The organism is Streptomyces brevispora, assembly GCF_007829885.1.
GTDB classification, from domain to species: Bacteria; Actinomycetota; Actinomycetes; order Streptomycetales; family Streptomycetaceae; genus Streptomyces; species Streptomyces brevispora.
The window spans coordinates 413,989-429,511 of sequence record NZ_VIWW01000001.1; the positions used below are offsets into that span (position 1 = coordinate 413,989).

A 15,523-nucleotide genomic window follows, 5' to 3' on the forward strand; every position below is an offset into this window, starting at 1 on the left:
GGCATGAGCGACACGACCCCCACCACTGATTCCCCCGGCTTCGACGAAATGGCCCGCGACATCGCGGAGGTGCCGGCGGTCGAGGTGATCGTGACGGTCGCGGTCAACCTGATGAGCGCCGCTGCCGTGAAGCTCGGGCTGACCGAGGACGGCGACGAGCACAAGGACCTCGACGAGGCCCGCAAGCTGGTCCATGCGCTGGCAGGCCTGCTGGACGCGAGCACCACCGAAATCAGTTCCTTCCACGCGGCTCCGCTGCGCGACGGCCTGAAGTCGCTGCAGCTGGCGTTCCGCGAGGCCTCGCTCGTACCGGACGAGCCGGGCCAGGGCCCGGGTGAGAAGTACACCGGCCCCGTCTTCGGCTGAGCCGCACCCCTTCCTCTCCCTACGGCTTCCTCTCTTACGACCGCTCTTACGACCGTGAGCCCCCGCCCTTCCGGGCGGGGGCTCACGGCATTCCGGGCGGGCACGACGGGTCGGTCTCGGTGCCGTCCTGGGGTGTCGGGCCGATGGAGTGGTCAGCGGGCGAACAGGGCGTCACCGGGTGCGTTCGCGTCGGCCGGGAGCAGTGCCAGGTCCAGGCCGCGGACCAGCCGGGCACGCAGCACGTCACTGGCCGCCAGGGATCGCGCGACCCGTCGAACCGCCTCGGCGGGGTCGGCGTCCGCCGTCAGCACCAGGGCGAGGGTGCCGTCGGCGCGGCCCGGACCGAGGTGGGCACGGAGCACCGCGGGTTCGGCGGCGACGGCGTCCCGTACCGCCGCGGTGACGGCGGGGTCGTCCAGCGGGTCGGCGCTCGTACGGCCCTCGGCGAGGGCCAGCAGGGTGGAGCCGGTCACCTCGAAGGCCACCGGCCCCGCGAGGTCGAGCACCACCGTGTCCGCCTTCTCGTGCACGGCGGCCTGCAGCGCCTGGTGCAGGGGTACGGCGACGGGGCGGGCCTGCGGGTCCCAGCGGGCCAGCGAGGCGGTGGACGTGAAGGCGGGCAGGGCCCGGCGGTCGCCGGCCTGGAGGGTGGGGACGGCCATGTCGCTCGTCTTCTCCCGGCGCAGCCCGTTCTCGTCCTCCTCCACCTCACCGAGCACGGCCACCACGGGAACCAGCAGACGGGCCCCCCGGAGCGCTTCGAGCACCGGGCCGACGGCCTTGCGGTTCTCGGCCCAGGCGGCCAGGGCCGCGGTCAGGGCGGGGTCGGCAGTGCCGTCGTCGTCGGAGTATCCGGGGTCCGGAATGTTCTTCTGCGCCACAGGGCGAGCGTAGTGCCTGGGCTTTCCCATCCGGCCGACAGGTCGGACTCAGCCAGTTCTCAGCTGCGGTTCCTAGGTTCGGAGCATGCCTCGACACAGAATCCGCAGGTCCGCCCTGTCCGCCTCCGTGACGGCAGCGGTCCTGCTCTCCGTGGGCGCGTACCCGCCCGGACGGTCGCCGGATCACGCGCCCGCCGCCACGGCTTCCGTATCGTCCGTGTCTCCGGCCGCGACCGCACCGGTCACGGCGCGAACGAGCGAGGAGCCGGTGGTGGATCTCGATGCGGAACTGGCCGGGGCCGTCGGGCCGCTGGTGGCCGCTGCGGGCGGGGCCGCCATGTCGGTGGCCGTGCTGGACAGCGGCAGCGGGGCCGGTGCTGTGTACGGGGGTGCGGACGCGACGTACGACACCGCGAGCATCGTCAAGGTCGACATCCTGGCGGCGCTGCTGCTCCGGGCCCAGGACGAGAAGCGTGAGCTGACCGCCGGTGAGCACGGCTACGCGGTGGCAATGATCGAGAAGAGCGACAACGACTCCGCCACCGCGCTGCTGGCGGCGGTCGGCGGGGCGGCGGGCCTCGACGCCGCCAATCAGCGGCTCGGCCTCACCGCGACGGCTGCCGCGCGGCCCTGGGGGCTGACCCGGACCACTGCGGCCGATCAACTGACGCTGCTGAAGGCCGTGTTCGGCACGGATGCCGGGGCGGTGCTGAGCGAGGCGTCCCGTACGTATCTGCGGGGTCTGATGGCGCGGGTCCAGGCCGACCAGCAGTGGGGGGTGTCGGCAGCGGGCAGCAGTTGGGCGCTCAAGAACGGCTGGATGCCGCGTACCGCCACCGGCCTGTGGAACATCAACAGCATCGGTCGGGTGACGGCCGGCGGGCACACGTATCTGGTGGCGGTGCTCTCCGGTGGCCAGCGGACCAAGGAGTCGGGGATCGCGCTCGTCGAGTCGGCGGCGAAGGCGGCGGTCGGGGTACTGAGGGCCGCGGGCTGAGCGCTGCGGGCCGAGGCGGGGCGCGCACCTCCTCCGACGACCGGCGATGGGGTCCACCCGTCTGGCGCGTACGCCCGTCCCGTACGGCTGTTCCGTACGCCCTTCCCGTACGGCTGTCAGCGGCGCGGGAACACCGGCCGGCCGTTCCGGCCGCGCCACAGCACCACTGCCAGGGCGAGCAGTACCGCGCCGAGGCCGCCCGCCGCCGGGGCGAGCCAGCCCGCGGGGCCGTCGTCCTTGCGGGGCGGGGTGGGGCCGGGTCCGAAGTACTGCTTGCGGTAGCCGGCCGGGGCGGAGTCCGAGCGCAGGCCTGCGGGGCTGAGCGCGCCGCCCGCCTTGATGGCCGCGGCCGGGTCGACGATGCCGTGGCCCCGGGCGTCGTCCCGGCCGCCGGACGGGGAGCTGCGCGCGGTGTCCGTGAGGAGCTTCTTGATCTGCGCGGGCCCGAGACCGGGGTGCGCGGCACGGACCAGCGCGACCGCGCCGGAGACGAACGCGGAGGCTGCCGAGGTGCCCCACTCCACGTAGTACTGCCGGTCGGGGGCGGGAACGACGATGTCGACTCCGGGGGCGCTCACGGCGGCGTACCAGCGGCGGGTGGAGAACGAGGCGTGCGTGCCGTAACGGTCGACGGCGGCGACCGCGATCACTCCGGGATAGGCGGCGGGGTAGGAGATGTGGTCGCCCTTCTCGCCCCCGTTGCCGGACGACGCGACGACGACCGCGCCCTTCTTCAGCGCGTACTGGACGGCGGCGTCCTCACCGGGCTCCGGATGCGCGGACTCGCTGTCGTCGCCCAGGGAGAGGTTGATGACGTCGGCGCCGTGGTCGGCGGCCCAGCGGATGCCGTCGGCGAGGGCCGTGCCCCGGGACTTGCGGGCCTTGGCCCGGGACGGGTCGGTCGCCTCCAGGATGACCCGGACCGGGAGGATCTTCGCCTCCGGTGCGATGCCGAGCACCCCGTCTGCGTCTCCGTCCCCGTGGCCCCGGCCGGCGATGATCCCGGCCATCGCGGTGCCGTGCCGTGCCCACGACCGGTCGCCGCGTCCGGCGCCGAAGCCGATCATGTCCTTGCCGCGCAGTACCTGGCCCGCCAGGTCGGGCAGGCTGCCGTCTACCCCGGTGTCGACGACCGCGACGACGATGCCCTTGCCCCGGGTGGTCTGCCAGGCCCGATCGGTGTGGAGCGCGTCCAGGCCCCACTGCTGGGCCCGGATGGTGTCCGCCCGCGCCGGTGACGCGGGCAGCAGTGCGAACGCGGTGGCGGCGCAGACCGCGCCGATGGTGCGGCGGTGACGGGCGTGGCGGGTTCGGCGCGTGGGGCGGGTCGCTCCGGCCATTCGGCGTACTCCGGTCACTCCAGTCGCTCCAGTCACCTCAGCCGCTCCAGCCACTCTCGTCACCCCAGCCGCTCTAGCCACCCCGGTCACTCCACCAGTCACCCCGGTCACTCCGGTCACTCCGGCTTCCCCGTGTGGTCGGTGACGGTCCTGCGCAGGCCGCGCTCGACCCGGTCGGCCAGTCCCTTGGCCTCGTGGCCGAGCCCGGCCTGGGCGGCGGCCGTGGTGGCGTTCGCGGCCATGGCCTTGGCGGCGGGCTGCGGCGCGGTGACCGTCCGCCCGTCGGCGAAGCCGGAGACCGCGAACACCACGACGGGCACCTCGGCCAGGACGTGCACGGTCCAGCTGGCGCGCTGCCTGTCGCCGAATCCGGCGGCCGGGGTGTTCTCGACGGGATACGCGCGGGGCATCAGGTCGGCGCGTCCGTCGAGGTGCTGATCGGTGAACCGGGTGCTCAGGGCCCGCATGGCGTCGGTGTCGCCCTCGGTGAAGAGCAGTCCGACCGTGGTGACGCTGCTGGACGTCGCGTCCGTGTAGGTGGCGCGCAGCAGGCGTGCGCAGCCGGCCGGGCGGAGCGCCTTGAGGAGCAGCGGGTCGAGGGCGGTGGTGCAGCCGCTGTCCGGGGCGACGGCGAGCCTGGTCCAGACCCGGTCGGAGCCGCCGGGTCCCGCGCCGTCCCCCTTGATGGTGCGCGGGAAGAGGGTGTCCACGGGCACGCTGTGCCACGCGGCACGGCCCACGGTGTAGGCGCTGTGGGCCGCCGGGTCGGCCGAGGAGTCGCTGATGAGCCAGCTGCCGGTGGCCGCCCCGCCGATCAGCCCGAGCCCGAGCACCACGCACACGGCGGCGGCCGCGGTCCTGAAGGGGTGACGGGGCCGCACGGGGCGGAGCCTGGTGGTGGTCTCGGCCGGCGTCTCGGCCGGGGGGTGGAGGTACGGGGGCCGGTGGGCGTACGGATCGGCGGGGCCGCCGGGCCACGAGGGCGGTGCGCCGAGGTCCACGGCGCCCACCGGGCGACGCCGGGTGGCCGCGGGCGGCGGCGTCCCCGGGTGCGGCGGGAAGGCCGGGGCGGCGGGGGTCGGTGCCGGGTGCGACGGGGCCGGTGGCACGGGGCGGAGCCGGGCGGCGGCCTCCGCGTCGGTCGGCGCGACCGGCGGCTCGGGGGAACGGGGCGGGGCGGCGGCCGGAGGCGGGGATGCCTGGCCGTCCGGCGGCTGGGTGGGGCGTGGCGGGACAGGAGCGCGCTGCGCCTCGGTACTCATCCGCCCCCCTGGTCCGTTCCGTACCGCACACGGATCGCCGCCGCACGCAGGCCCGTTGCTCGCCGCGTGACCGTCACTCTACGGGCTGGGGTGCCTCTGATGGGAGCGGGCCGCCGGGCCCTGGACCGATCTGCGCAGATCATCCCCCTACCCAGCGGTAGAGGTGTCTGGCAAGCTGCGGCCATGACTGCCCGTGCCGCTGACCGGACCCGCTACAACCGGGCCACCGCCCATCTCGATGCCCCGATCGCCGTCGTCGATCTGGAGGCGTTCGACGCCAACGCCGATGACCTGGTACGCCGTGCGGCCGGGAAGCCGATCCGGGTGGCGAGCAAATCGGTGCGCTGCCGTGCCCTGCTGGAGCGGGTGCTCGCACGGCCCGGTTTCGCCGGGATCATGTCGTTCACGCTGGCGGAGTCGCTGTGGCTGGCGCGGGCCGGGTTCGAGGACGTGCTGCTGGCCTATCCGTCGGCCGACCGGTCGGCCTTCGCTGAACTCGCCGCGGACCCGAAGCTGGCCGGCGCCGTGACGGTGATGGTGGACGACCACGCGCAGCTGGAGCTGATCGACGCGGCGCGCGCCGGGGGCACCGAGGAGATCCGGGTCTGTCTGGAGCTGGACACCTCGCTGCGGATGCTCGGCGGCCGGGTGCGGATCGGGGCCCTGCGTTCGCCGCTGCACTCCCCCTCCCAACTGGCCGATCTGGCACGGTCGGTGGCCCGCAGGCCCGGTTTCCGGCTGGTGGGACTGATGGCGTACGAGGGCCACATCGCCGGGGTCGGCGACTCGGTCGCGGGGCGGCCGCTGCGCTCCCGGGCGATCCGGCTGATGCAGGCCGCGGGCCGCAGGGAACTGGCGGCCCGGCGGGCCGAGGTGGTGCGGGCGGTACGGGCCGTGGCGCCGGACCTGGAGTTCGTGAACGGCGGCGGCACCGGCAGTGTGCAGCACACCGCCGCGGAGCACGCGGTGACGGAGATCGCGGCCGGTTCGGGGCTCTACGTGCCGCGGCTGTTCGACAACTACACCTCGTTCACGGCCCGTCCGGCCGCCCTGTTCGCCCAGCCGGTGGTGCGCCGGCCCGGGGTGGGCGTGGTGACGGTGCTCGGTGGCGGCTACCCGGCGTCCGGTGCGGCCGGTCCGGACCGGCTGCCGGTCCCGTACCTGCCGGAGGGGCTGCGCTACGACCCGCAGGAGGGACCCGGAGAGGTGCAGACGCCGTTGCTCGGCGCCCCGGCCGACGATCTGCTGATCGGCGACAAGGTGTGGTTCCGGCACGCGAAGGCCGGCGAACTGTGCGAGAGGTTCGACGAGTTGCAGCTGATCGAGGGGGACCGGGTGACGGCGACCGTACCGACGTACCGGGGCGAGGGCCGCACCTTCCTCTGACCTCTGGGCGCCCCGGCGTCAGGGAGCGACGGAGCTTCCGACGCCGCCGCTCGTCACGCTGTCGCCGATCGGCCTGATGCCTTGGGTGAGGGTGTCCATGAGGGTGAGCCGGGGCCCGCCGGGTCCGGCGTCGAAGGCGTAGCGCACCACGACGAGCGACTCGCTGCCGACGGTCGAGGGGAAGACGAGCGACTGCACATAGCCGCCCGGGCCCTTCCCGGTGACGACCCGCCAGCGCACCTGGTATCCGGTGCGTCCGTCCACGCTCACCGAGGCGGCGGCGATCTGCTTGTGGGACGTGATGCCGCCGTGGATGCGGGTACCGACGCCGTTCTGCTCGTACGCGGCCTTCGCGGCGGCGGCTATGTCGTCCTTGGCGAGTCTCTCGGCGGAGGTGGCTTCGGCGGCGTTCGGGGTCCGGGTGGTCACCGTGCCGTGGTAGCAGAAGTCGGTGGTGCTGCCGGGACAGTCGTAGGAGTCGACGGTGCGCATCGTGAGCACCGAATCCCACGCGTGGTCGGACTTCATCCAGCCGTTCGGGATCGGCAGGGTGATGCCGTTGAGCTGGTCCACGAGCACCTTGGAGTCGCCGCCGTCGGGTGAGGGGCTGTCACCGGGGGCCCCGTCGGTGCCGGTGTCCACGGGCGCCGTCGCGGTACTGCTCGGCCGGGCCTCCGGGCGCGTTCCGCTGTCGTCCCTGCCGAGCAGTACGGCTCCGGTCACCGCGGCACCGACGACCAGCGCACCGGCCACCACCAGAGCGATGGTCCTGCCGCTTCCGCCGCCGCTCCCCCGGCCGGGACCGGCGGGGGGAGCGGACCGCGCGGGGCCGAACTGCTGCGCCACTGCCGCGTTCGGGCGGGTGTGGGCGGTCCATGCCGTACCGTCCCACCACCGCTCGTTGCCTGCTGCGGTCGTGTCCGGATACCAGCCGGGCGGTGTCGCGTTGCTCATCGCCCCACTCTAAAGCGCGCCCAGGAAGTCCCGCCCGCCGTCTACGCGGGGGTGACGTAGGCGCCGGAGATACCGCCGTCGACGAGGAAGTCGGTGGCGTTGACGAAGGAGGAGTCGTCGCTCGCGAGGAAGGCGACGGCGGCCGCGATCTCGGTCGCCTCGGCGAACCGGCCGAGCGGAATGTGCACCAGCCGGCGGGCCGCCCGCTCCGGGTCCTTGGCGAACAGCTCCTGAAGAAGCGGGGTGTTGACCGGCCCCGGGCACAGCGCGTTGACCCGGACCCCCTCGCGGGCGAACTGGACACCCAGTTCGCGGGACATCGCGAGCACCCCGCCCTTGGACGCGGTGTACGAGATCTGCGAGGTCGCGGCGCCCATCCTGGCGACGAACGAGGCGGTGTTGATGATCGAGCCCCGCCGCTGGCGCCGCATATAGGGCAGGGCCGCCTTGCAACACAGGTAGACGGAGGTGAGGTTGACGTCCTGAACGCGTTTCCAGGCCTCCAGACCCGTGGTGAGGATGGAGTCGTCGTCGGGCGGCGAGATGCCCGCGTTGTTGAAGGCGATGTCGACGGAGCCGTAGGTGTCGTGGGCCGCCTTGAACAGGGCCTCGACCTGTTCGGGATCGGTCACGTCGACGCGTACGAAGGTGCCGCCGACCGCTTCGGCGGCCGCCTTGCCCGCGGTCTCGTCGATGTCGCCGCAGACCACGTGCGCGCCCTCGGAGGCGAGCCGGTGGGCGGTGGCGAGGCCGATGCCGCTGCCGGCGCCGGTGATGACGGCGGTGCGGCCGACGAGGCGACGGCAGATGTTCTCGGTGTCCGTGGTCATACCGGTTCAGGCCTCCGTACTGAGGAAGACGTTCTTGGTTTCGGTGAAGGCGGTGAGCGCGTCGGGCCCGAGTTCCCGGCCGAGGCCGGACTGTTTGAACCCGCCGAACGGGGTCCAGTAGCGGACCGCGGAGTGGGAGTTGACGGAGAGGTTCCCCGCCCGGACGGCCTGCGAGACCCGCAGCGCGCGCCCCACGTCGCGGGTCCAGAGGGAGCCCGCGAGGCCGTAGCGCGTCGCGTTGGCGAGCCGGACGGCGTCCGCCTCGTCCTCGAAGGGCAGCACGACCGCGACCGGCCCGAACACCTCCTCGGTGGCGACGGGCGCCTCCGGCCGGGTGTCGGTGAGGACGGTCGGCGGGAACCAGAATCCGGGGCCCTGGGGCGCGGTGCCCCGGATCGCGGCCGCGCCCTCGGGGACGTAACCGCGTACCCGGTCGAGCTGAGTGCGCGAGATGAGCGGGCCCATCTGCGTCTTCTCGTCGGACGGGTCGCCCACGACGACGGCGGCGACGGCCGGGGCGAACAGTTCCAGGAAGCGGTCGTACACGGATCGCTGGACGAGGATCCGGGTACGGGCGCAGCAGTCCTGGCCCGCGTTGTCCAGGAAGGACATGGGGGCGGCTGCCGCGGCGGCCTCGATGTCGGCGTCGGCGAACACGATGTTGGGGCTCTTGCCGCCGAGTTCGAGGGTGATCCGCTTCATGTGCTCGGCACACTTGGCCATGATCTGCTTGCCGACCCGGGTGGAGCCGGTGAAGACGATCTTGGCGACGTCCGGGTGCTCGACCAAGGCGTCGCCCGCCTCGTCGCCCGCGCCCGGCAGCACCTGGAAGAGGTGTTCGGGCAGGCCGGCCTCCAGGGCCAGTCCGGCGAGCCGGAGCGCGGTCAGCGGGGTGGTTTCGGCGGGCTTGAGGATGACGGCGTTGCCCGCCGCGAGGGCGGGGGCGAGGCCCCAGGCGGCGATCGGCATGGGGAAGTTCCACGGTGCGATCACGCCGATGACGCCGAGGGGTTCGAGCAGTGTGATGTCGATGCCGCCGGGGACGGGGATCTGCCGGCCGCTCAGCCGCTCCACTCCCCCGGCGGCGAAGTCGAGCAGATCACGGACGTTGCCCGCCTCCCAGCGGGCGTTGCCGATGGTGTGGCCCGCCTCGCGGACCTCCAGCCGGGCCAGTTCCTCGGTCCGGCCGTCAACGGCGACGGCGAACCGGCGCAGCAGCCGGGCCCGGTCGGCGGGGGCGAGCGCCGCCCAGGTCCGCTGGGCGGCCGCTCCCCGGGTGACGGCGGCGTCCACTTCGGCCGCGGTGGTGGCGGGCACGGTGGCGAGGAGCTCCTCCGTCGCCGGGTTCAGTACGTGGTGCTCACGGGTCAAGGAAGTCCTCACAGGCGCTCGAAGGCGCGTTTGATTTCCCAGTCGGTCACCGCCGCGTCGAAGGCGTCGAGTTCGACGCGCGCCATGTTGGCGTAGTGCGCGACGACTTCGTCGCCGAAGGCCGCCGCCGCGATCTCGCTGCGCTCCCAGAGCCCGGCGGCCTCGCGCAGGGTGGTGGGGACGTGGTCGTACGTGGCGCTGTACGCGTTCCCCTCGCAGGGCTCGGGCAGTTCGAGGCCGTGCTCGATGCCGTACAGGCCGGCGGCGACGAGTCCGGCGACGGCGAGGTACGGGTTGACGTCACCGCCGGGGAGGCGGTTCTCGAAGCGCAGGGACTGGCCATGCCCCACGACACGGAGTGCGCAGGTGCGGTTGTCGTCGCCCCAGGCGACCGCGGTCGGCGCGAAGGAACCGGGCTGGAAGCGCTTGTAGGAGTTGATGTTCGGCGCGTAGAGGAGCGAGAAGTCGCGCAGAGCGGCGAGCTGGCCGGCGAGGAAGTGCCTCATCACCGGGGACATGGCGCCGTCCCCGTCCGCCATGACGCTGCGCCCGGGGTCGTCGGTGGACCGGAGCGAGAGGTGGATGTGACAGGAGTTGCCCTCACGCTCGTTGAACTTGGCCATGAAGGTGAGCGCGACACCTTCCTGTGCGGCGATCTCCTTGGCGCCCGTCTTGTACACGGCGTGCTGGTCACAGGTGACCAGGGCCTCGTCGTAGCGGAACACGATCTCGTGCTGGCCGGGGTTGCACTCGCCCTTGGCGGACTCGACGGTGAGGCCCGCGCCCGCCATCGCGTTTCGGATACGGCGCAGCAGGGGTTCGATGCGGCCGGTGCCGAGGACGGAGTAGTCGACGTTGTACTGATTGACCGGGGTGAGGCCGCGGTAGTCGCGGTCCCAGGCCTGTTCGTAGGTGTCCTTGAAGACGATGAACTCGAGTTCGGTGCCGGCATGGGCCGTGTATCCGTGCCCGGCGAGGCGTTCGAGCTGGCGGCGCAGGATCTGGCGGGGCGCGGCGAGGACAGGTGAGCCGTCGCTCCACGCGAGGTCGGCGGTGACCATCGCGGTGCCCTCGTTCCACGGCACTCGCCGCAGGGTGGCGAGGTCGGGGTGCATGGCGAAGTCACCGTAGCCGCGGTCCCAGGAGGACATGGCGTAGCCGTCGACGGTGTTCATGTCGGTGTCGACGGCGAGGAGGTAGTTGCAGCCCTCGGTGCCGTGCGGCACGACCTCGTCGAGGAAGAAGGCGGCGGCGAAGCGTTTGCCCTGGAGCCGCCCCTGCATGTCGGGGAAGGCCAGGACCACGGTGTCGATCTCACCGCTGTCGACGAGGAGGCGGAGTTCCTCGACGGCGAGCGGGGCTGTTCGGTCGGACACGGACGGGTCCTCTCCTCGCGGGCCGACAGTTGATCCCGACCGTTGGGCAGCTGATCCGGATCTTTGGGCAGCTGATCCAAATCTATGGGCAGCGCACGGGATTTGGATACGGTGCCGATGCGTTCCGCGTGCCGTGCGAGAGGGAGATCCGATGAACCGCCCGCTGATCGGGATCAGTACCTACCTGGAGGCCTCGGCGCGCTGGGGCGTCTGGGACCTGCCCGCGACACTGCTGCCCGCCGGCTACAGCCGGCTGGTCCGTGAGGCGGGCGGCCTCGCCGCGCTGCTTCCGCCGGACTCCCCGGATCTGGCGGCGTCGGTGGTGGCGCGGCTCGACGCGGTGGTGGTGGCGGGCGGGCCGGATGTGGAGCCCGAGCGGTACGGGGCGGTGCGTGACCCGCGGACCGGGCCGCCGGCGCCGGAGCGCGACGCCTGGGAGGTGGCACTGATCGAGGCGGCGCTGAAGTCCGGCACCCCGTTGCTCGGGATCTGCCGGGGGATGCAGCTGCTGAACGTGGCCCTCGGCGGCACGCTGACGCAGCACCTGGACGGGCACGCGGGCCCCGGCGGCGTGACAGGGGTGATCGGCACGCACACGGTGGCGCCGGTGCCGGGGACGCGGTACGCCTCCGTGGTGCCCGCCGCCTGCACTGTGCCCGCCTACCACCACCAGGCCGTGGACCGGCTCGGCGCGGGCCTGGTGGCCTCCGCGCACGCGGCGGACGGCACGGTGGAGGCGGTCGAGCTGCCGGGCCCCGGGTGGGTGCTCGGGGTGCAGTGGCATCCGGAGATGGGCGACGACGTACGGGTCATGGGGGCGCTGGTGGCAACCGCGCGGCTAGCTGAGCCGGTGATCGAGCCTGCCCCGTAGCCAGTCAAGGGCGGCCGCGCCCTGGGCCGCCTGGAAGGCCCGCAGCGTGGGCAGACCCGGCGGGGCGGGGCGCAGTGAGTGCGCCACGAAGTAGCCGGTCAGGGCGGCGAGTACGGCGGTGACTCCCTCGGGGTCGGCGCCGCGGCCGAGCGGGTGGGCCGTGAAGGCGGTCTCCGGGTCGGGACCGCCCTGGGCCGCGACGCACGGCAGCATCGCCAGCAGGTCGAACCAGGGCGCGGCACGCATCGCGTGCGGCCAGTCGACGAACACGACCCGGTCCTCGGTCAGCAGGATGTTGTCGGCACGCAGATCGCTGTGGACGAGGCTGTCCCCGACGGCGGGTTCCGCCCAGCCGGACTCCAGTTCCGCGAGCGCGGCGAGACGGCGTGCCGCCCAGGGATCGAGGCGCGTGGTGTCCCCCGCCGCGTGCAGGGTCCGCCAGCCGGTGAACATCGCGGCCTTGCGCTCGGCGACAGGGGGCGCGTCGATCGGGGCCGGGGTGAGGAGCCGGGTGAGTTCACCGACAGCCCTCAGGACGCGGTCCAGTTCGGCCGGGTCCCAGGGGATGCGGGGCTGACGGCCGTCGATGTCCTCCAGTACGAGTGCGACGCGGGTGCCGTCGTCGTACGAGCCGAGCAGCCGGGGCGCGGGGGCGCGCGGCGGGAGGGCGGCGGTGTGGCGGGCCTCGGCGCGGTGCAGGTCCGGGGCGCCGGGATTCACCTCGGCGCTCACCGCCTTGACGAAGGCGCGGCCGCCGTTCGCGAGCCGGACCCGTGCGGCGACGCCGGGTGAGAAGCCGCCGCTCTGGCTGCGGGCCTCGACGACGGGTGAGCCGAGGACGGACTCGACGGCGCCACGCACGGTGGCAGGCAGGTCGGCCCACGCGTGGCGGACACCGGAGGCGGGTGGTGCGGTTACGGTCATCCGCGCATCCTTCCCGCTCGCCCGGCGTGCGGGCGAGCCGTTTTGTGACGGCGGGCGGGGCCGCCCCGGGCCCTCAGTCGCCGGACCGGCCGGACTGCGTCAGGGAGAGCAGGTCGCGGGCCGGGCCCGTGGGGCGGTGGCCCGACGGCCAGACCGCGCGCAGCTGGCGGCGCAGCCGGACCCCGGCGATCGGGATCTTGACCAGGCGCCGGGACGACAGTTCCTCGCCGAGAGCCAGTTCGCTCAGCACACACGGTCCGGCGCCGCTCTCGGCCGCCCCCTTCACCGCGGTGGTCGAGGAGAGTTCCAGGAGCGGCTGGGCCAGTCCGCCGTGGACGGCGAGGGCGGCGTCCAGGACCTGGCGGGTGCCGGAGCCGTGCTCGCGCAGGATCAGCGGGGTCCCGGCGAGTTCCTGCGGGGTCAGCGGGGTGCGGCGGCGGGCCCAGGCGTGGGAGGGGGCGACCACGACGACCAGCCGGTCGTGGGCGATGACGGTGCCGTCGAGGCCCTCGGGCACCGACAGGCCCTCGACGAATCCCAGGTCCGCCTCGCCGGTCAGCAGCCGCCGGGCGACCGCCGCCGAGTTACCGGCGAGCAGGGAGACGGCGGTGTCCGGCCGTTCGGCGCGCAGGGCGATCAGCCAGCCCGGGAGCAGGTACTCGGCGATGGTCATCGAGGCGGCGACCCGCAGCCGGGAGTCGCGCCGGTCGCGCAGCGCCTGGGCCCCCGCGTCGAACGCCTCGGCGGCCTCGACGACCCGGCGCGCCCAGTCGGTGACGAGCGCGCCCGCGTCCGTGAGGCGGGAGCCGCGGGGCGAGCGGTCGAGCAGGGCGAGACCGAGCTGCCGCTCCATCGACCGGATGCGGCTGCTGGCGGCGGGCTGGGAGATGCCGACGTCGCGCGCGGCCCGCCCGAGGCTGCCGTGCCGGGCGACGGCTATGAGCAGCTCCAGTGCGCCCAGATCGGGAACCCGGTGAGACAGAAGTGCAGGTACGTCGCTGGCCATAAGTCCACCTTATGACCTCATAGGGAGGGACTCCCTGGTGGGGGACGACCCCGGAACCGAGAATCATGGCATGGCCATCTTTCCGCGGTCCAGCACCGCGTTCCCGTACTCCGGCACCGCCCGGCGCCCCGCGCTGCGGTACGTCGGCCCCAACTGGTACGCGACCGTCATGGGCACCTCGATCGTCGCGAGTGCGGGCGTCGCCCTGCCGGTGCACGTCCCCGGGCTGCGGGCGGTCTGCGCAGTGGTGTGGGTGCTCGCCGCGCTCATGCTCGCCGCCGTGCTCACCGCTCGCGCCGGGCACTGGGCCTCGCACCGGGACCAGGCCCGCAGCCATCTCCTCGACCCGGGTGTCGCCCCGTTCTACGGCTGCCTCTCGATGGCGCTGCTGGCCGTCGGCGGCTCCGGGATGGTGGTGGGCAAGGATGTGATCGGCCATCAGGCGGCCCTCGTACTGGATGTGGTGCTGTACACCGCGGGCACCCTGACCGGGCTGTTCATCGCGGTGGCGATCCCGTATCTGATGATGGTGCGCCACCGTCCGGCACCCGGGACCGCGTCCCCGGTGTGGCTGCTGCCCGTGGTGGCCCCCATGGTCTCCGCGGCCCTCGGTCCGCTGCTGGTACCGGAGCTCCCAACCGGCCAGTGGCGGGAGGCGCTGCTGCTGGCCTGCTACGCGATGTTCGGCCTGAGTCTGCTGGCGACACTGGTGATGCTGCCGCTGATCTTCTCCCGGCTCGTCCATCAGGGTCCGCTGCCGCTCGTGCTGACGCCCACGCTGTTCCTGGTGCTCGGCCCGCTGGGCCAGTCGACGACCGCGGTCAACGCCCTCGCCGATGTGGCACCGGGTGCGATCCAGGCCCCGTACGCCTCCGCGCTCAGCGCCTTCGCCGTGCTGTACGGGGTGCCGGTGATGGGGTTCGCGCTGATGTGGCTGGCCCTGGCGGGCGCCATGGTGGTGCGGGCGGTACAGGGCGGGATGACGTTCGGCATGACGTGGTGGGGCTTCACCTTCCCCGTCGGTACGTGCGTCACGGGCGCCGCGGGCCTGGCCCGGCACACCGGCCTGACGGCGTACACCTGGCTGGCCGTCGTGCTCTACGTCCTGCTGGTGACGGCCTGGGCGGTGGCCGGCGTCCGCACGGTGCGCGGGCTGCTCAGCGGAGCGCTGCTCGCGGCGCCGCAGGGACACGCACCGGTGACGGCCCGTACCGCGTGAGGAACCGCCCGTCGACGAGTGCGGCGGGGTGAGTGGGAGACGGCGCGCACGGAACAGCCGCCGGGTCCCATGACGGTCCGGGCCGGACTCTCAGCGGCGCGGGTCGAACGTCGCGTCGATGTGCTCGGCCACCGCGACGAACAGCAGCCGGGTGCCGGGGACCGTGGCCCGCCAGCGGTGGCGCACCCCGCCCGAGAGGAACAGCGTGTCCCCGCGCTCCAGCCGGTACGCCTGGCCCTCGGCCTCCACCTCGGCGGCGCCCTCCGCCACGTACATCACCTCGTCGTTGCGGTGCTGGAACTCGCGCCCCAGGTCGAGCTCGCCGGTGAACTCGAGGGCGCTGAGCTGGTGGCGTCCGCGTACCACCCGGCGCACGCCTTCCACCTCCTGCCCGCCGCGCACCACGTCGACCGCGCGCGCCGAGTCGGCGGCGGCCCGCAGGCGTGCGGGGGTGGTCTCCAGGGCGTCCGCGACCCGGTCCAGGGAACGGGCGCTGGGTCTGGCCCGCTCGTTCTCGATCTGGCTGAGGAACGGTACGGACAGGCCACTGCGCGACGCGACCGCGGCCAGCGTGAGTCCCAGGGATCTGCGCTGTCGTCGGACCGCCGCGCCCACCCGAAGTGTTTCCTTGTCGTCCATGTCCCGCTCCCTCCCGACTCACCATCCTTCCGGCTGCCAGCACCTTACGCACTCCGTTACGCGAGGACGGCCGGTAATGAGACGTCCGGACAGCCCGGAAG

General features: G+C 73.5%; 15 protein-coding genes. 5 read left to right on the forward strand and 10 right to left on the reverse strand.

The genetic code is table 11. The annotated features are described in order from the left end of the window. Positions 1-3: 3 nt before the first annotated feature. Positions 4-366, forward strand: a complete 363-nt coding sequence (locus FHX80_RS01955; protein WP_145762510.1) for a DUF1844 domain-containing protein — start codon at positions 4-6, stop codon at positions 364-366. Between the two features lie 152 nt (positions 367-518). On the opposite strand, the gene FHX80_RS01960 is transcribed toward FHX80_RS01955, so the two are convergent. Continuing rightward, positions 519-1,247 (reverse strand): SseB family protein, encoded by a 729-nt coding sequence (locus tag FHX80_RS01960; protein ID WP_145762511.1) that lies wholly within the window; start codon positions 1,245-1,247, stop codon positions 519-521. A gap of 85 nt (positions 1,248-1,332) precedes the next feature. Between FHX80_RS01960 and FHX80_RS01965 the strand changes: the two genes are divergently transcribed. Beyond that, a complete protein-coding gene (locus FHX80_RS01965; protein WP_145762512.1) occupies positions 1,333-2,244 on the forward strand; it encodes a serine hydrolase in 912 nt (303 codons plus the stop codon). A 116-nt stretch (positions 2,245-2,360) separates the two neighbouring features. Here FHX80_RS01965 and mycP read toward each other — a convergent pair whose 3' ends face one another. Together mycP and FHX80_RS01975 are read right to left on the reverse strand one after the other, a co-directional pair. Continuing rightward, positions 2,361-3,584, reverse strand: a complete 1,224-nt coding sequence (gene mycP / locus FHX80_RS01970; protein WP_145762513.1) for a type VII secretion-associated serine protease mycosin — start codon at positions 3,582-3,584, stop codon at positions 2,361-2,363. Positions 3,585-3,700: 116 nt separating this feature from the next. Further along, positions 3,701-4,585 carry a hypothetical protein gene (locus FHX80_RS01975; protein WP_145767022.1) on the reverse strand — a complete coding sequence of 295 codons (885 nt, stop codon included), beginning with the start codon at positions 4,583-4,585 and terminating at the stop codon, positions 3,701-3,703. 444 nt (positions 4,586-5,029) lie between these two features. On the opposite strand from FHX80_RS01975, the gene FHX80_RS01980 reads away from it, so the two are divergent. Then, positions 5,030-6,232, forward strand: coding sequence for an amino acid deaminase/aldolase (locus tag FHX80_RS01980; protein WP_145762514.1), 1,203 nt, complete (start codon positions 5,030-5,032; stop codon positions 6,230-6,232). A gap of 18 nt (positions 6,233-6,250) precedes the next feature. Here the strand turns inward: FHX80_RS01980 and FHX80_RS01985 are convergent, their stop codons facing one another. The 4 genes from FHX80_RS01985 to FHX80_RS02000 are packed head-to-tail and all read right to left on the reverse strand — an operon-like array spanning position 6,251 to position 10,763. Further along, entirely contained in the window at positions 6,251-7,186 is a 936-nt protein-coding gene (locus FHX80_RS01985) for a DUF2510 domain-containing protein (protein ID WP_145762515.1), read from the reverse strand. Positions 7,187-7,227: 41 nt separating this feature from the next. Then, positions 7,228-8,016, reverse strand: a complete 789-nt coding sequence (locus tag FHX80_RS01990; RefSeq protein WP_145762516.1) for a 3-oxoacyl-ACP reductase — start codon at positions 8,014-8,016, stop codon at positions 7,228-7,230. Between the two features lie 6 nt (positions 8,017-8,022). Next, positions 8,023-9,387 carry an aldehyde dehydrogenase family protein gene (locus FHX80_RS01995; RefSeq protein WP_145762517.1) on the reverse strand — a complete coding sequence of 455 codons (1,365 nt, stop codon included), beginning with the start codon at positions 9,385-9,387 and terminating at the stop codon, positions 8,023-8,025. 8 nt (positions 9,388-9,395) lie between these two features. Continuing rightward, positions 9,396-10,763, reverse strand: a complete 1,368-nt coding sequence (locus FHX80_RS02000; RefSeq protein ID WP_145762518.1) for a glutamine synthetase family protein — start codon at positions 10,761-10,763, stop codon at positions 9,396-9,398. Positions 10,764-10,914: 151 nt separating this feature from the next. On the opposite strand from FHX80_RS02000, the gene FHX80_RS02005 reads away from it, so the two are divergent. Continuing rightward, positions 10,915-11,634: a gamma-glutamyl-gamma-aminobutyrate hydrolase family protein gene (locus FHX80_RS02005; RefSeq protein WP_145762519.1), complete on the forward strand. Its 720-nt coding sequence runs from the start codon at positions 10,915-10,917 to the stop codon at positions 11,632-11,634. Here the strand turns inward: FHX80_RS02005 and FHX80_RS02010 are convergent. Beyond that, positions 11,602-12,558: a phosphotransferase gene (locus FHX80_RS02010; RefSeq protein ID WP_145762520.1), complete on the reverse strand. Its 957-nt coding sequence runs from the start codon at positions 12,556-12,558 to the stop codon at positions 11,602-11,604. The genes FHX80_RS02005 and FHX80_RS02010 overlap by 33 nt on opposite strands. Before the next feature lie 73 nt (positions 12,559-12,631). Continuing rightward, positions 12,632-13,564, reverse strand: coding sequence for a LysR family transcriptional regulator (locus FHX80_RS02015; RefSeq protein ID WP_145762521.1), 933 nt, complete (start codon positions 13,562-13,564; stop codon positions 12,632-12,634). A 70-nt stretch (positions 13,565-13,634) separates the two neighbouring features. On the opposite strand from FHX80_RS02015, the gene FHX80_RS02020 reads away from it, so the two are divergent. After that, a complete protein-coding gene (locus FHX80_RS02020; protein WP_145762522.1) occupies positions 13,635-14,783 on the forward strand; it encodes a TDT family transporter in 1,149 nt (382 codons plus the stop codon). Positions 14,784-14,873: 90 nt separating this feature from the next. On the opposite strand, the gene FHX80_RS02025 is transcribed toward FHX80_RS02020, so the two are convergent. Continuing rightward, positions 14,874-15,422, reverse strand: a complete 549-nt coding sequence (locus FHX80_RS02025) for a helix-turn-helix transcriptional regulator (protein ID WP_145762523.1) — start codon at positions 15,420-15,422, stop codon at positions 14,874-14,876. Positions 15,423-15,523 lie beyond the last annotated feature (101 nt).

Bases quoted from the DNA above. Each gene is read 5' to 3' on its own strand.
- FHX80_RS01955 (WP_145762510.1), top strand. From the start codon at position 4: ATGAGCGACACGACCCCCACCACTGATTCCCCCGGCTTCGACGAAATG.
- FHX80_RS01965 (WP_145762512.1), top strand. From the start codon at position 1,333: ATGCCTCGACACAGAATCCGCAGGTCCGCCCTGTCCGCCTCCGTGACG.
- mycP (WP_145762513.1), bottom strand. From the start codon at position 3,584: ATGGCCGGAGCGACCCGCCCCACGCGCCGAACCCGCCACGCCCGTCAC.
- FHX80_RS01980 (WP_145762514.1), top strand. From the start codon at position 5,030: ATGACTGCCCGTGCCGCTGACCGGACCCGCTACAACCGGGCCACCGCC.
- FHX80_RS01985 (WP_145762515.1), bottom strand. From the start codon at position 7,186: ATGAGCAACGCGACACCGCCCGGCTGGTATCCGGACACGACCGCAGCA.
- FHX80_RS01990 (WP_145762516.1), bottom strand. From the start codon at position 8,016: ATGACCACGGACACCGAGAACATCTGCCGTCGCCTCGTCGGCCGCACC.
- FHX80_RS02005 (WP_145762519.1), top strand. From the start codon at position 10,915: ATGAACCGCCCGCTGATCGGGATCAGTACCTACCTGGAGGCCTCGGCG.
- FHX80_RS02010 (WP_145762520.1), bottom strand. From the start codon at position 12,558: ATGACCGTAACCGCACCACCCGCCTCCGGTGTCCGCCACGCGTGGGCC.
- FHX80_RS02015 (WP_145762521.1), bottom strand. From the start codon at position 13,564: ATGGCCAGCGACGTACCTGCACTTCTGTCTCACCGGGTTCCCGATCTG.
- FHX80_RS02020 (WP_145762522.1), top strand. From the start codon at position 13,635: ATGGCCATCTTTCCGCGGTCCAGCACCGCGTTCCCGTACTCCGGCACC.
- FHX80_RS02025 (WP_145762523.1), bottom strand. From the start codon at position 15,422: ATGGACGACAAGGAAACACTTCGGGTGGGCGCGGCGGTCCGACGACAG.